Genomic DNA, 16,133 nt, shown 5'->3' with positions numbered 1-16,133 from the left:
TTGATATCAGGATTTACCTTGTTCTCTTAGTTGGCCCACAAGGACTCGAACCTTGAATGACGGTACCAAAAACCGAAGTGTTACCATTACACCATGGGCCAATACCTTTTTAAGAGGCTGCAAATTTAAAACAAAGTTTTGTTTCACCAAACATTTTTTTAAGTAAAAATGAAAAAAATATGCTTTACCCATGTTAAAGGTTTATAAAAATAGTTCATTCCTTTCTATATTAATTAGTAAATTCGCCACTTAGGTTTAACCCAAGCTTCATGTTTTCAAAGAACTACCACAAGTGGGACACTATATTAGGATGGTCCGTATTTTTTATAGCCCTTATTACATACTACATTACCGTTGAACCCACCAATAGTTTTTGGGATGCGGGAGAGTATATAGCAACAGCAGCCAAGCTTCAAGTGGGTCACCCACCAGGAGCACCTTTACTACAAATGATAGGCGCATTTTTTGCAATGTTCGCTTTAGAACCAAGTCAAGTTGCTATGATGGTAAACCTAGTTTCCGGCGTATCAAGTGCATTTACCATTTTATTCATGTTCTGGACAATTACCAATATCACCAGAAAATTAATAGATAACGATGGTCCTTTCACCAATAGCAAAGCAATTGCAGTATTTGGTAGTGCCTTAGTAGGTTCATTGGCATTTACATATTCAGATAGTTTTTGGTTCAATGCCGTAGAAACAGAGGTGTATTCTATGGCAAGTTTTATCATGGCCTTATTGTTGTGGCTAGGATTAAAATGGACAGATAATCTTGATGACCCTCGTGGAAACAAGTGGCTTGTATTAATATCTTTTGTTGTCGGGTTAACTTTTGGAGTTCAGTTTATGGGCTTCTTAGCAATACCATCAATTGGTTTACTTTATTATTTTAAAACCTACAAAGAGACCACAGTAAAGAACTTTTTATTAGCTAACATCATTGTTATAGCAATCTTAATGTTAGTATATAAATTTTCACTAACCTATGTACTTCAACTTTTTGGTTGGGGAGAGGTATTCTTTATTAACAGTATAGGTCTACCATTTAATTCAGGTTCTATTATTATCGGTCTTTTATTTATAGCTGCTTTTTACTTCGGCTTAAACTATACTCGTAAAAACAATTATAAAACAGGCAATACCATTGTTCTGTGTATGATGTTTTTATTTCTAGGTTTTTCTTCCTGGTTAATGCTGCCTATTAGAGCAAATGCCAAGGTTGTTATCAACGAAAACAATCCAGAAGATGCAAGAGCACTTTTAGCATATTACAATAGAGAGCAATACCCAGGTGTTGACAGTCCCGTTTACGGCACCTATTATTCAGATATGTTTGCAACTGCAGGCGAAGATCAAGATGGCAAACCTAAATATGAGAAAGATTACACATTAGGGAAATACATTATTGTAAATAAATACAAAGATGCCGTTCAAGGTCCCAACCCTAAACACCAAGGTTTGTTACCTAGAATGTGGAGTTCGCAAAATGCCGAAAACTACATGCGTTATTTTGGAGCCTTAGATTTTAGGATTACACAACCGAATCAAGAATTAAGACAAGCTGCAGAACAAGTTAAAATTGGTTTTGCAAATGGTGAAATTGGCGCCGACCAGTATATAAGCTTCTTAAAACGTTTTGATGAATATATAGAAGTACAGCCGCCAACCTTATGGGATAATATTGAATATATGTTCGAGTTTCAATTCAACTACATGTATCTGCGTTATTTCATGTGGAATTTCGTCGGAAAACAGAATGATGTTCAGGGTCGCTATAATGACAACGGAAACTGGTTAAGTGGTATTAACGCTATTGACAGCATGAGATTAGGGAGTCAAGACAACTTACCAAGCGATATCCAAAATAATCCAGGTAGAAATACCTATTTCTTTTTACCATTAATTTTGGGAATCATAGGTATCGTTTTTCAACTCTCAAAAGACAAAAAGCAATTTTGGGTATTATTGATGTTCTTTCTGTTTACGGGACTAGCTATACAGTTCTATACAAACCCCGGTATTTTTCAACCTCGTGAACGAGATTATTCACTTGTAGGTTCATTCTATGTATTTGCTCTTTGGATCGGATTAGGGGTATACGGATTGTATGATAGTTTTAAAGAATGGATCACTCCTAAAATATTAGCCCCTGCAGTAGTTGTTGTAACATTACTTGCCGTACCAACGGTAATGGCGGTACAAAACTGGGATGACCATGATAGATCTGGCAAATTCACGGCAAATTCGTCTGCAAAAGCATATTTAGATTCTTGCCAGGAAGATGCGGGAGCTATTTTATTCACCATTGGTGACAATGACACCTTCCCAATTTGGTACGCACAAGAGATTGAACACTACAGAACAGACGTTCGTATAGTTTGTACCAGTCTTTTTGAAACAGATTGGTATGTAGATCAAATGAAGGCTGCCGCTTATGAAAGTGCACCTATACCTTCTCAGATTACACATGAAAAATATAGATGGGGATCAAGAGATGTGCTATACCACCAAGGTATTACAGAGAACAGATGGCCAATAAAGGATTTCATAAATTGGATCGACAGTGATAAACCTAGAACAAAGCTTAAGTATTTATTTGAGCAAAATGGTGCAGATTTAAGTCAGTATTCTGAAGACACTCAGAACATGGTCTACTACCCTACTAATAAAATTAGGGTTCCTGTAAACAAACAAAATGTATTAAACAGCGGCTTGGTCAAAGCAAAAGACGCAGACCTTATTGTAGATTACATTGATATTGACTTACCAGGTGCTATTACAAAGAAGAGCATGATGATGCTTGATATCTTAGCTAACAATGATTGGAAACGTCCTTTATACTTCTCTGGAGGTAGTTTTGACGATGCCGAGTACTTATGGATGAAAGATTATCTTCAACTAGATGGTTTAGCGTACAAGCTCGTACCTATTCGTACAGAAAGACCTAACGCATTTGAATTAGGACGAATTGATACTGAATTAATGTATGATATCGTTACCGGATGGGATTGGGGAAATGCAGGTGGCGACATATACCACGATACACAAACCCGTATTCAGAGCGTATCTTTTAGAGGTAATTTAGCTCGTTTAACGGAAGCTTTGATCAAGGAGAATAAAATGGACAAGGCTAAAGATATCATTGAGATTTCATTGACCAACATGCCTGTAGATAAATTTGGATACTACACTTTAGTGGAACCTTTTGTAGACGGCTATTATAAAGTTGGAGAAAACCAGAAAGCACGTGCTCTTTTTGAAAAGTTGAAAGGCAAATACCAAGAAAGGTTGGAGTATTACGCTTCTACAAGTTTAGACGAGCAATACAGCAATATTGATGACATCATTGCAGATATGGAGGCATACAGACGTAATATAGATATGATCATCACCAATGATAGCGAGGATGTTGCTGAAAAAGAAACCTTAATATTCAATGAGTATATAGATAAGTTCCAACACTTCTATAAAGACGAGGACGATATGGACATGCGTGAAGAAATGCAGCAGACCAATCCAGATATGATGGATACCATGCCTGTTTCTGACACCATTTTACCTGACAATACTAAAACTGAAATTGTAGAATAGATATTCTGTCAAAATAGCGCATTAAAAAAAGCTTTGAGTTTACACTCAAAGCTTTTTTTATGTTTTAAATAATATTAAATTTTAAACGTATTCTTTAAGAATACCCATTAACGTAGTAGCATCTTGTTCGCCACTTTGTCGCCATACCATTTCGCCTTTTTTGTAAATCATAAGCGTAGGTAGACCCTTAACACGTAAAGCCTGAGAAAGCTCTTTGTTCTTATCCACATCTATTTTTATAACCTTACCTCTGCTACCTAAAGCAGCGGCTACATCCCTTAATACAGGATGCATTGCAGTTGACTGCTCATTCCACTCTGCATAAAAATCAAGAAGAACAGGTACCTTTAAATCTATTAATTCACCAAATTTGGACATATAAAATGCTTTTCTTTGTTAGCCAAATGTAATAAAAATTGTTAAAATACTACTCTTAGCATCCTAATAGTAGTATTGTAATAGGGTTAAAATCATGTTAATGCCTTTTTCTTCAAAGTTATCACGGTAATTTCTGGCCATATACCTACCCTACCCGGATAACCTAAAAATCCAAAACCTCTGTTTACATTAATGAATTGCCCCATTTCTTTGTAAATACCCGCCCAATAAGGGTATCTCCATTTTACAGGGCTCCACTTGATCCAACCTGGTATTTCAATACCAAATTGCATACCATGAGTGTGTCCGCTCAATGTCAAGTGGTAATGGTAAGCATCTGGTATCACTTCCATTTCCCAGTGCGATGGATCGTGACTCATTAATATTTTAAAATCATCGGCATTAATCTGTGAGGCAGCTTTTTTAAGGTCCCCGGCTTTTTTGAATCCGCCTTTACCCCAATTCTCTACTCCCACCAAAGCAATCTTATCATCCCCTTTTTGTAAATATCTATGCTCGTTTAGCAAAAGATCAAAACCCATTTCTTTTTGCAATGTTTTTAGGTCTTCTAAATTCTGTTGTTTCAGCTCTTCGGTATCCCAAGGAATATAATCTCCGTAATCATGATTACCTAAAACTGAAAACTTACCATCTTTTGCACAAAGGGTACTAAAAAGATCTGCCCACGGCTCCATTTCAGAAGTCATATTATTAACCATATCACCCGTAAACAAGAGTACATCGCTTTTCTGCTGATTAATAAGGTTTACAGCGTATTCAATCTTTTTTCTATCATCGAAACTACCACTATGTATATCTGAAATTTGGGTAATCTGGTACCCATCAAAACTATCGGGAAGATCTTCGAATTCCAAATCGTATTTCAACACCTTAAAATTGTACTTCCCTTTGTACATACCATATAGCAGCGCCCCAAATGGTACGGCAGCTACTCCCAGTGCTAGTAAACTAAGAAAACGTCTACGTGCCGGAAGTCCGAATTGCTTTTCCTCACCATAAATTTTTTGATATGCACCTGCTATAAAACGATATATATCTTCAGAAAACAAGAATAAGATAGTGATGATATTGAACGTTAACATGGTCAATAAAAAACCAAAAGCATAACTTTTAGAAATACTTAAAACACGACCTGTCTCCTCACCTACCGAAAATTGATAAATGAAATTGATCATTACGACCAATGAAACTGCAATATATAACCAAGACCACCAAGGTTGCTTGGTAATTGTTTTTAATGCTTGCAATACATAACAGCTTAAAGCAACATAAGCTAAGACAAAAATAAACCAACGGATCATGAATGAATTTTTTACAAAGATATCTGTATCTCAACGGTATGTGTGCTCAATTGCATTTTATTTAACCTTGGCCACAACAGCTTTAATATTATCCAATTGCGTGATTGCCCTTTGATTATCACTTAAAAAGTTAACTGAATTCATAGAAATTAACGGTTTTGAAGATAAGGATTGCACCATCTTAGTACCCGATAAATGTGCCATTTTAAAACCTTTATCTTTAAATAGCTCAACATTAGCAGCATTTACACCAGAGCCTGGCATAATCTGTATCATTTTAGATTGTTCTTTTAATTGGAATAAGAAATCTAATCCCTCAGGTGCTGACTTCTGTTGACCAGAAGTTAAAATAGTATCCACTTGCATAGTTTCCAATTTCTTCAAAGCATCCAACGGGTTCTGTATCCAATCAAACGCCCTATGAAACGTAAATTTCAATTTACCAGCAGCATCCTTTAGTTTTCGGGTTCGCACTACATCTAAAGAAAAATTTTCCAAAAGAACTCCAGATACAATTCCATTATATCCCAGCTCTGCACACAGCTCAATATCCGAAATCATAATATCCAGCTCTTCATCAGAATATGTAAAGTCACCACTTCTAGGACGTATAAGAATATTAACCGGTATTGTAATTTTACTTCTCACAGCTTTCAACAACCCGTAAGAAGGTGTTAATCCGCCCACCGCTAATTCTGAACACAACTCAATTCGGTCTGCTCCGGCACGTTCGGCAACTAAAGCAGATTCCAATGAATTAGCACAAACTTCTACTATCATATTCCTATATTTAAGGTCACTAAAAGTAAAGAACCCATCCCATGAAAAGAAGAAAATTTCTTAGAAATTCTAGCACAGTAGCCGCCGGTATAGTATCCGCACCTATATTAGCTTCATACAAAGAAACTCCTCTAGTAAAAAGAGCAGTTAACACACCAGTTCTACCTATTGCAATCTGCACATGGAATTTTGGCAATGCAACAGCCAAAGCATGGGAGGTTTTAGAAAAAGGAGGCAATGCATTAGATGCCGTTCACCAAGGGGTCATGGTAGAAGAAAATGACCTAAGCAATAGCACTGTAGGAAGTGGCGGCAAACCGGATAGAGATGGCAATGTTACTTTAGATGCATGCATTATGGACAAAGATGGTAACTGTGGAGCGGTTTTGGCAATGCAGCATATTGCAAACCCCATATCTGTAGCAAGAAAGGTAATGGAAGAGACTCCGCATGTAATGCTAGCCGGCAAAGGAGCCGAACAGTTTGCTTACGAACAAGGTTTTGAGAAAACAGATTTGCTAACCGAAGAATCGAAACAAGCTTGGGAAGAATGGAAAAAAACATCTCAATACAAACCTATCATAAATATAGAAAATCATGATACCATTGGTATGTTAGCAATTGATGCCTATGGTGATATTGCCGGTGCATGTACCACTAGTGGCATGGCATATAAAATGGCAGGCAGGGTTGGTGACTCGCCTATTATAGGCGCCGGACTTTTTGTTGACAATGAAGTTGGTGGCGCAACGGCAACAGGTGTTGGTGAAGAAGTGGTAAGAACAGTTGGTAGTTTTTTAATTGTTGAATTAATGCGACAAGGCAAATCGCCACAAGAGGCATGCGAAGAAGGTGTAAAACGCATTATCGCTAAAAACAAGGACAAACAAGATTTTCAAATCGGTTTTATCGCGATAAATAAAAAAGGAGAAACAGGTGGTTATTGTATTCACCCGGGGTTTAGTTATAGAACGTATTCTAAAGAAGGCCATGTTAACAATCCTTCAGATAGTTATTTAAAGAAATAAGATTATTTCTGAAAAATCTTACAAATGGCGTAGTTTTTGATTTCTGATTTTCCTCAAAACCAACCATGAGAATAATTTTAATTTTATTGATTTCAGGATATTTATATCCACAAAGAAACGATTCACAAGCAGCTTTCTACAATGTAGGTTCAAAAGCTATCATAGGCGGCGTTGGAGCATTGATCAATAAGAAACCTAATGAGAAGGGGTCCAAGGTTTTTTTCAAAGGTATGTATCAAGGTGCTTTAGGAGGTTATTTAACCTTTGAAAGCAAAAGATTGGTAAGGCAATTTCATAGAACTGATAACTACGCCTACTTATGGCCTTCTAAAATCTTGAATTCGGCAGGCAACTCCATTATATATAACGCCGCCGCTAACCGAAACTTTTGGGAACGGTGGCACATGGATTTCGGCTTTAATTATCTGGAATATGATTTTAAACGAGAAAAAAAACTGCGTTATCGAATTTTACCCTTTGCACTTTACGCTAATGCATACGGATTTGCAACCTCAAAATTTGATTTTAAAAGAACATTTTACTCTGGTCATTTTATTTTCAAAAACGAAAAATTAGCTAAAATAAGAGATATTGATCCTGATGGAGCAGCTTTATACAATACAATTCAATTTAAACGCAGCATCAATATTGATATAGAAGCGGTTTTAGCACATGAAATTATTCATGTTTATCAATATACCAGTGCATTTTTTATCAATGCCTATTTTAAAGAACCTATTGAAAGGTTAGAAGAAAAAAGCAATTTTTTTAAAAAATACAATAAAGTGTTTTATACAGATTTGAATGCCCCTTTAAAAATAGGCTTATATAATGTACAGTATTTATTCGGTGTCGATTATTATGACATACTTCAGGAAAAAGAAGCTGACTATTATTCCTCAAACCATTTTTAATATACCATAAATGAAAGCAATCTTATATCTAGCCGGCATGTTAATTATATTCTCCGGCTGTACTATAGAAGAGGAATATACCTTTAAAGAAAAGATTGCTGGTAAATGGGTTGGAACTAAAAGAATTGTTTTTTTCAAAGATGGCTCTTCAGTAGATAATTTATCTACAGGTATATGTGAAAGTCAAACAGAATTAATTCTTTTTGAAGATGGCAGTCTTTACTTTGAACATTATATTGAAACCGAAAATAATTCCGGAGGAACTGATTTCCGTGAAATTGACTTAACAACTAGCGATAATGGAGAATGGAAAGTAATGCCAGGCAACAAGGTTATTTTTAAACTCACAAATACTTCTGACAATTCTGAATTGATTATGGAACTTTTTGAAGTAAACCTTATAGATAGAGGCAATCTCGAAATAAGGTATAAGGAATTTGAAAATGATGAGAATGAAAACATTGATTATTACGTTTATAAATATTTTAGAATTTATGGCGATTACGAATCACCTGAAAATAACAATTGAATAATAAAACACATAAGCAATAGGGCAATCTCCCTTAATGTTTCCCTATCAATTTGTACTTTTAACGTTTTACAATCAATACTCAAAAATGGCAGATCAAAAAAGACTCTTTTTGCTAGATGCATACGCACTAATTTTTCGTGGTTACTACGCACTTATAAAAAATCCAAGAATAAACTCTCAAGGAATGGATACCTCGGCAATTATGGGGTTCATGAATTCTTTATTCGATGTTATTCGTCGTGAACAACCAGATCATTTGGCCGTTTGTTTTGATAAAGGAGGAAGTGCGGAACGTACAGAGTTGTTCCCAGAGTATAAAGCAAACAGATCAGAAACTCCAGATGCCATCCGTATTGCCGTACCCTATATTCAAGATATCTTAAATGCAATGCAGATTCCTGTTGTAGTAAAAGAAGGATGGGAAGCAGATGACATTATTGGAACGTTGGCAAAGCAAGCAGAAAAAGAAGATTACAAAGTTTTTATGGTAACGCCAGATAAAGATTTTGGACAATTGGTATCTGAAAACATTTTCATGTATCGCCCTGCTAGAATGGGTAACGGTATAGAAATTTGGGGTATTCCAGAAATTCAAAAACGTTTTGGGGTTCAAAGACCAGAACAGGTTATTGATTACCTTGGTATGATGGGTGATGCCAGTGATAACATACCAGGCTTACCAGGTGTTGGTGACAAAACTGCCAAGAAATTTATAGAGCAGTTTGATTCTATGGAAGGGCTTTTGGCGAATACCGATAAGCTTAAAGGTAAAATGAAAGAGAAAGTAGAAGCCAATGGTGAACTTGGTTTACTTTCTAAAAAATTAGCTACTATTTGTTTAGATGTCGATGTCACTTTCAATGCTGGTGATTATGAAATGTCTGAACCAAATGCCGTAGAAGTTCAGAAAATTTTCGAAGAGCTTGAGTTTAGAAGATTAAAAGATCAGTTTATAAAATTATTCTCTGCGGAAGCCGAAGAGGCGACCACAGAAGCTACAAACAAACAAGTCGCTAAAAAAGAGACACAAGATGCTGGATCAGGACAGTTCTCGCTATTTGGAAGTCCTGCAGATGCTGGTGCAACCGTAAAAGATTTTTCAAGTAGAAAGACCATTGCAGATGTTGCGCATTCTTACCAAAGTGTTGCTCCTGGTATGGCAATGAAATTATTCTTGAAAAGTTTAATGCAGCAAACCTCTGTATGTTTTGACACCGAAACTACAGGTTTAGATCCTTTAACAGCGGAATTAGTTGGTATTGCTTTTTCTTGGGAAGCAACAAAAGGATATTACATTCCCTTTACAGATAATAAAGAAGATGTTCAGACACTTTTAGAAGAATTACGCCCATTCTTTGAAGCTGAAAAAATTGAAAAAATAGGTCAGAATTTAAAGTACGATATCAAAGTATTAGATAAATACAACATTGATGTAAAAGGACCTCTGTTCGATACTATGTTGGCACATTATCTAATTAATCCGGATATGCGTCATAATATGGATGTATTAGCGGAGACGTACTTAAACTACACTCCGGTTTCCATCACAGAACTTATTGGTAAAAAAGGAAAGAATCAATTGAGCATGCGAGATGTTCCGTTAGAAAAACAAACGGAATACGCTGTTGAAGATGCAGATATCACTTATCAACTTGCACAACATTTTAGACCAGAATTAAAGGAAGCCAATACCGAAAAGTTATTTCAAGACATTGAGATTCCGTTATTACGTGTTTTAGCGGACATGGAATTAGAAGGTATCAATTTAGATGAGAAATTCTTGAATTCACTTTCAGAAGACTTGAACAATGACATCAGCAATCTAGAAAAGAAAATTTACGAAGTTGCCGGTGAAGAATTCAATATTGGTTCACCCAAACAACTAGGTGAAATACTGTTTGACAAACTAAAACTAGTCGACAAACCTAAAAAGACCAAAACAGGTCAATATTCTACTGCAGAAGATGTATTGTCTAATTTGGCAAAAGACCATGAAATTATTCAGAATGTATTGGATTATAGAGGTCTTGCCAAATTGAAAAGCACGTATGTAGATGCACTGCCAGAACAAGTAGAACCATCTACTGGTAGAGTACATACAGACTATATGCAGACCGTTGCGGCAACAGGTCGTTTAAGCAGTAACAATCCAAATTTACAGAACATACCAATTAGAACAGAACGCGGTAGACAAGTAAGAAAAGCGTTTGTACCAAGAGATGAGAACTACACTTTACTGGCGGCAGATTACTCTCAAATAGAACTACGTATTATCGCAGCACTAAGTGAAGAAACCACCATGATAGAAGCTTTTAAAAATGGTGAAGATATTCATGCTTCTACAGCATCAAAAGTATTTAATGTGCCTTTGCAAGAAGTGACTAGAGAACAGCGTAGCAATGCAAAAACCGTAAACTTTGGTATCATCTATGGTGTTTCTGCATTCGGATTAAGTAACCAAACGGACTTATCAAGAAAAGAAGCAAAAGAACTGATAGACACCTACTACAAGACCTATCCAAAGTTGCGAAATTACATGAGCGAGCAAGTAGATTTTGCACGTGATAATGGTTATGTTTCAACTGTGTTGGGCAGAAGACGCTATTTAAAAGACATCAATGGAAGTAACGCAATAGTTCGTGGTGCTGCAGAACGGAATGCAGTAAACGCACCTATTCAAGGTAGTGCTGCAGATATCATAAAGATTGCCATGATCAATATTCACAACAAACTAGAAAAAGGCAATTATAAGTCTAAAATGCTTTTACAAGTACATGATGAATTGGTGTTCGATATTTACAAACCAGAATTAGAGGAATTAAAAACCCTAATTAAATCTGAGATGGAAAACGCATACAAAATAGCAGTTCCTTTAGATGTAGAAGTTGGCTTGGGTGAGAATTGGTTGGTTGCGCATTAACAGCCATATTTGTAATAGAAGAACCACACTTTGTAAGAAACAATTGTAGTATTTCGACGAAAATATTCTGTTAACAAAACGCTAATATTTATATTAGTGTTTTGCTAACCATATTATACTATGATTAAAAACTACACTAGGCTGCTATTGGCAGCCCTATTTTTGTATTGTTTTACAGGATTTTCGCAAACGAATTATTTACAGAATGCTAGCTTTGAAAATTGGTCTGGCAGCCCTGAAGCACCAGAAAATTGGAGCATCGCCAATGAAAACAATATTACTAAAAGCATTGACGCTACAGAAGGGAACTTTTCTCTAGAATTAGATTTGAACAATACTTTAGTAAACCAAACCGAACTTAGCACTTGGAATACAAACGATATAGTTTTGGTACCAAATACTAGTCACACCTTTACTTTTGATTACAAAGTTAGCACTGACACAGGTAATAACCTTAGTGCCTACCTAGACGTTTTAAAAGATGAAGGCAGCTATACTATACAATATATTCATGAGTTCATTCCTTTAGAAAGTGATGGCAATTGGCACACCTACACTTTCGACTTTGACACTGAATCCGAAGAAGATTATGCTTTTGAATTAACCTTTAGAGCAAACACAGACCCTGCTAGCTCAATTAAAGTAGATAATTTGCAGGTTTTGGGTCCTGAAACAGCAGTTACCCCTGACAAGGAAGCATTAATTGCATTATATTATGCCACAGATGGACCAAACTGGCAAAGACAATGGGACCTTAGTACTGAGATTAGCACGTGGCATGGGGTTACTACAAATGAACAAGGAAGGGTAACCGAGTTAAGCCTAAAATCAAATAATCTAATTGGCATAATTCCACCTGAAATACAACTTCTAACTGAATTAGTAAAGATAGAATTAGACAGAACTTTGATTTACGGACAACTACCTAATCAAATTTCTGAAATTTCAATGGAATTTTGGAATTTAACTAAATTAGAAGAAGTCAATTTTTCAAATACAGAACTTGAAGGTACTTTACCACCTCAAATAGGTCAACTTATTTCATTAAAATCACTATTATTATACAACAATAATCTTACAGGCAATATTCCTACTGAAATTGGAAATCTTGCAAATCTTGAAATATTATCATTAAGTTCTAATAATTTGACCGGCAATATTCCATCACAATTTGGTCAAAATAGTTCATTAAAAAGTTTAGTACTCTCATATAATTCCCTAGACGGGAATATTCCAAGTAGTTTAAGTCAGATTAATTCACTTGAACTACTAACTTTGGATAATAATGAATTAACTGGAACCATACCAGCAGAACTCGGTCAATTAACTAATCTTTACAGACTCAGTCTTGACAGCAATAATCTTGAAGGGAACATACCTAATGAGCTAGCACAGTTAAATAATATTGAAACTCTCGACTTAGCGGTTAATAATTTATCAGGTGAAATACCTGAACATTTAGGTCAACTCACCAGTTTAAAATATTTAGAACTTGGAGGCAATAATTTAACAGGTGAAATCCCTGAATCACTAGGACAACTCACCAATTTAAACTCTTTACAACTTGGATCAAATAATTTAACAGGTACAATACCTGCACCCCTAGGGCAACTTACCAATCTTTTGAAATTAAATTTAAGCAATAACAATTTTAGCGGCAAAGTGCCAATATTTATTCAAGATGATATTTATTCGTTTTTTATTCAAAACAATTCTTTGCTCTTTGAAGATTTGACTGAGGTTATCAGTAATCAATCGAATATTTACTATCATCCACAAACGAACTTAGGTAGTTTATATGGTTCGCCAACATCATTATTGGAAGGAGAACAATTTTCTTTAAGTGTAACCGAAACTACCCATGTTAACAATACATATCAATGGAGAAAAGATGAAGTTGAGATTGAGAATGAGACTAATTCTACTTTTACAATTGATAGTGTTACTCTAGAAGATGCAGGCAAATATGATTGCGTAATCAACAACACCACAGTAACCGACCTTACTTTAGTTAAACACTTTAGTAGATTATTGGTCACCAGTGTTGATGATGACAAAGATGGTGTTTTAAATGAAGATGATATTTGCCCAGACACCCCTTATGGTGAGAGTGTAAATACATTTGGTTGCTCAGAAAGTCAATTATCAGATAACGATGTTGATCAAGATGGTGTTCCCAATACTAATGATGTTTGTGAAAACACACCTATTGGAGCAGTAACAGGTGCTACTGGCTGTAGCTATCAAGATATTTTATTACCAAAACAAGATGATTTTACTGCAAAAGCTACGAGCACTTCTTGCCCTAATACCGCAAATGGGAAGCTTACTATTGAATTTAAAGTTAATCAAACACATATATTAGCGATAACAGGTCCGAATAATTTCTCTGCTAATTATACGCAACAAAACGGAAGCACACTCACAGTTACTGATCTAGAATCAGGTTCTTATAACATTGTTGCTAATTCAGAAATCGGTCGATTAGTTGGCGCGCCCAATATTGAATTTAGCTTGAATATTGAAACTCCCGAGGAATTCATTTCTGGTAAAACCGTTATAGACTACACTGCTAAAAAAGCAAGTGTTGTAGTTTCAGGCAGTAAGAATTACGAGGTTTTGGTAAATGACAAAGTATACACCTTTCAAGTGGACAATATAAATAATCAGCAGCTATCATTTCCGTTAGATAATGGTGTTAATGTTATTTCTATAGAAACAGATAAAATTTGTCAAGGCGTTTTTAATGATAGCATGGTAATCAACAACGCTATTCTATCTCCAAACCCCGCGGCAGACATGTTACGAGTTGAAGGTTTAGATATAATGACTAATGCTCAAGTTATCTTATCAAACATAAGCGGAGTAACATCACTACAAGAAAGTCGAAAAATAAATAACGGCACATTAGAAATGAATATTTCTAACCTTTCTCCCGGCATCTATATGTTAACAATTGTAGATGGAGATAAAGAGACCAACTTAAAATTCGTAAAAAAATGAAATTAGCTATAAAATTAATTTTGGTAGGATTACTAGTTGCGTCATGCGGCGGTAGCGATGACAGCAACAACAATCCGCCAGAGGAAACAGAAAAAGAACTGGGTGCATTTAATCTTATATTTCCTGAAAACAACTTAATATGTACAGAAGGAGAAGACAATGGTACTGACGGGGTAAGTATAGATTTTCAATGGTCAGCATCTACAAACGCTACTTCATATGAATTAGAAATTACGAACCAAGAAAACAACTCGACAGATTCACGAACAGTAAATTCAACCTCTGAAGCCGTGGGGCTGCCAAAAGGAACTCAATTTTCATGGAAGGTAACAGCAATTCTTGAAAGTAAATCTTTAGCAAGTGATTCTTGGAACTTCTATTCAGAAGGCACAAGCACAGAGAATTTCGCCCCTTTTCCTGCTGAAATTAGTGTTTCAGATAATGGTGACGGCACCGTAAGCGTATCTTGGGTAGGTGAAGACTTAGATGACGACCTATCAACTTACGACGTTTACATTGGCACATCTGGTAACTTAGAGTTGATTCTTGAGAATACAACCAATATAAATACCAATTACACTATTACAACTGGAGAGCAATATATTGTTCAAGTAGTTTCTAAAGACAGTAACAACAATACATCTACTAGCCGAACCTATTTCACATTCTAGAAAGTTAAAGTTTATTTAAAGAAAGACGAAAAGGTATTTTACAAACGTTAGCATATAGCGTACTTCTACAATGAGGCACGTTATTTTTCATGAAAAGACTTCTAATCATAGTATTATTTATAAGCCTTGGAGCAGGTAAACTAGCTGCGCAAGACATAAAAGTCTTTCCTAACCCTGCAACGAACGTTATCAACGTCTTAGGACTTAAAAATGATGCTAACGCCACTATTAGCATTAGAGATAGTTATGGCACACAAATCATTTACCACCAATGGGATATTAAAAGAAATTCCTTGAATATTCCTGTTTTCAATCTTGAAAAAGGTTTGTACATGATTACCATACAATCTGAACATCAAAATGTAAAAACTAAATTTTACAAGCAATAAAAAACCCTCACACAAAGTGCAAGGGTCATTTATTACTATAATTGAATATAGTTTATCGCTTCACGAAAATCAATTGCCCGTCTTCTGAAAAGTTAGGAATATCAAGATCGCTGGCATCTAATGTCATTACATTACCTTCAATAGTAACACCAATTGCCACTTCCTCACCATTTTCATCTATGGTAGTTACAGTTTCCCCATCAAAAGTATAGGTACTAGCATTTGTATCAGACTCTGTTGGGCAAGGAATATCTAAGCCCGTAGCAGTTGCGTTAACTTCAATATAATTTACGGAATTAGAAGCGCTAGCCGTTAAGTCTTCATTAAACTGCAAAGTAATAATGAAGCAATTTTCTTCTGTAAGAAAATCTAGAATCTGTTTTCGAAATTTAACATCGTCACTTGCCGTTTCATTGTCAATTTCAAGTTCTGTAGCATCCCAAGTACCTATAATAGCCGCACTATTGAGTTCTGCTTCATTTTGGGTCTCATCTTTGTCAGAACTACAAGATACAAGTGTTAATACTACTCCTGCAATTAGTAAAATATGCTTATACATCTTTTTAGTTTTTTGGTTGTACAAGCTTAAAAACGAAAAAATCA

The 16,133-nt window shown here is 35.6% G+C and carries 12 protein-coding genes and 1 tRNA gene; 8 read left to right on the top strand and 5 right to left on the bottom strand.

Going from position 1 to position 16,133, the window contains the following annotated elements; genetic code table 11:
- Positions 1-30: 30 nt before the first annotated feature.
- Positions 31-101: transfer RNA gene (locus P177_RS03450), tRNA-Gln, on the bottom strand.
- 168 nt (positions 102-269) lie between these two features.
- Here P177_RS03450 and P177_RS03445 point away from each other — a divergent pair.
- Positions 270-3,593 (top strand): glycosyltransferase family 117 protein, encoded by a 3,324-nt coding sequence (locus tag P177_RS03445; RefSeq protein WP_036151872.1) that lies wholly within the window; start codon positions 270-272, stop codon positions 3,591-3,593.
- 81 nt (positions 3,594-3,674) lie between these two features.
- Here P177_RS03445 and P177_RS03440 read toward each other — a convergent pair whose 3' ends face one another.
- The 3 genes from P177_RS03440 to P177_RS03430 all read right to left on the bottom strand — a co-directional run bounded on the left by P177_RS03440 (position 3,675) and on the right by P177_RS03430 (position 6,073).
- Entirely contained in the window at positions 3,675-3,971 is a 297-nt protein-coding gene (locus P177_RS03440; protein ID WP_036151869.1) for a thioredoxin family protein, read from the bottom strand.
- Positions 3,972-4,063: 92 nt separating this feature from the next.
- Complete coding sequence (locus P177_RS03435; RefSeq protein ID WP_036151866.1) at positions 4,064-5,293, bottom strand: metallophosphoesterase; 1,230 nt, start codon at positions 5,291-5,293, stop codon at positions 4,064-4,066.
- A gap of 57 nt (positions 5,294-5,350) precedes the next feature.
- Entirely contained in the window at positions 5,351-6,073 is a 723-nt protein-coding gene (locus P177_RS03430) for a copper homeostasis protein CutC (RefSeq protein WP_036151863.1), read from the bottom strand.
- Positions 6,074-6,114: 41 nt separating this feature from the next.
- On the opposite strand from P177_RS03430, the gene P177_RS03425 reads away from it, so the two are divergent.
- The 7 genes from P177_RS03425 (at position 6,115) to P177_RS03395 (ending at position 15,530) form a co-directional block, all read left to right on the top strand.
- Entirely contained in the window at positions 6,115-7,101 is a 987-nt protein-coding gene (locus tag P177_RS03425) for an isoaspartyl peptidase/L-asparaginase family protein (protein ID WP_036151860.1), read from the top strand.
- A gap of 65 nt (positions 7,102-7,166) precedes the next feature.
- On the top strand, positions 7,167-8,015 hold the full coding sequence (locus P177_RS03420) for a hypothetical protein (RefSeq protein WP_051941698.1): 849 nt from the start codon (positions 7,167-7,169) through the stop codon (positions 8,013-8,015).
- A 10-nt stretch (positions 8,016-8,025) separates the two neighbouring features.
- Complete coding sequence (locus P177_RS03415) at positions 8,026-8,544, top strand: hypothetical protein (protein ID WP_036151851.1); 519 nt, start codon at positions 8,026-8,028, stop codon at positions 8,542-8,544.
- Positions 8,545-8,632: 88 nt separating this feature from the next.
- On the top strand, positions 8,633-11,467 hold the full coding sequence (polA, locus tag P177_RS03410; protein WP_036151849.1) for a DNA polymerase I: 2,835 nt from the start codon (positions 8,633-8,635) through the stop codon (positions 11,465-11,467).
- A 120-nt stretch (positions 11,468-11,587) separates the two neighbouring features.
- Positions 11,588-14,470, top strand: a complete 2,883-nt coding sequence (locus P177_RS19315; protein WP_051941697.1) for a leucine-rich repeat domain-containing protein — start codon at positions 11,588-11,590, stop codon at positions 14,468-14,470.
- Positions 14,467-15,141 (top strand): hypothetical protein, encoded by a 675-nt coding sequence (locus tag P177_RS19310; protein WP_051941696.1) that lies wholly within the window; start codon positions 14,467-14,469, stop codon positions 15,139-15,141. Before P177_RS19315 ends, P177_RS19310 begins: the two co-directional genes overlap by 4 nt.
- A gap of 89 nt (positions 15,142-15,230) precedes the next feature.
- Entirely contained in the window at positions 15,231-15,530 is a 300-nt protein-coding gene (locus P177_RS03395) for a T9SS type A sorting domain-containing protein (protein WP_036151845.1), read from the top strand.
- 52 nt (positions 15,531-15,582) lie between these two features.
- Here P177_RS03395 and P177_RS03390 read toward each other — a convergent pair whose 3' ends face one another.
- Positions 15,583-16,089: a hypothetical protein gene (locus tag P177_RS03390; RefSeq protein ID WP_036151843.1), complete on the bottom strand. Its 507-nt coding sequence runs from the start codon at positions 16,087-16,089 to the stop codon at positions 15,583-15,585.
- Between the last annotated feature and the right edge of the window lie 44 nt (positions 16,090-16,133).

It is taken from the genome of Maribacter forsetii DSM 18668 (genome assembly GCF_000744105.1).
In the GTDB taxonomy this organism is placed as follows: domain Bacteria; phylum Bacteroidota; class Bacteroidia; order Flavobacteriales; family Flavobacteriaceae; genus Maribacter; species Maribacter forsetii.
Note: the sequence above shows the minus strand (reverse complement) of the source record. Positions and strands in the feature narration are given on the sequence as shown.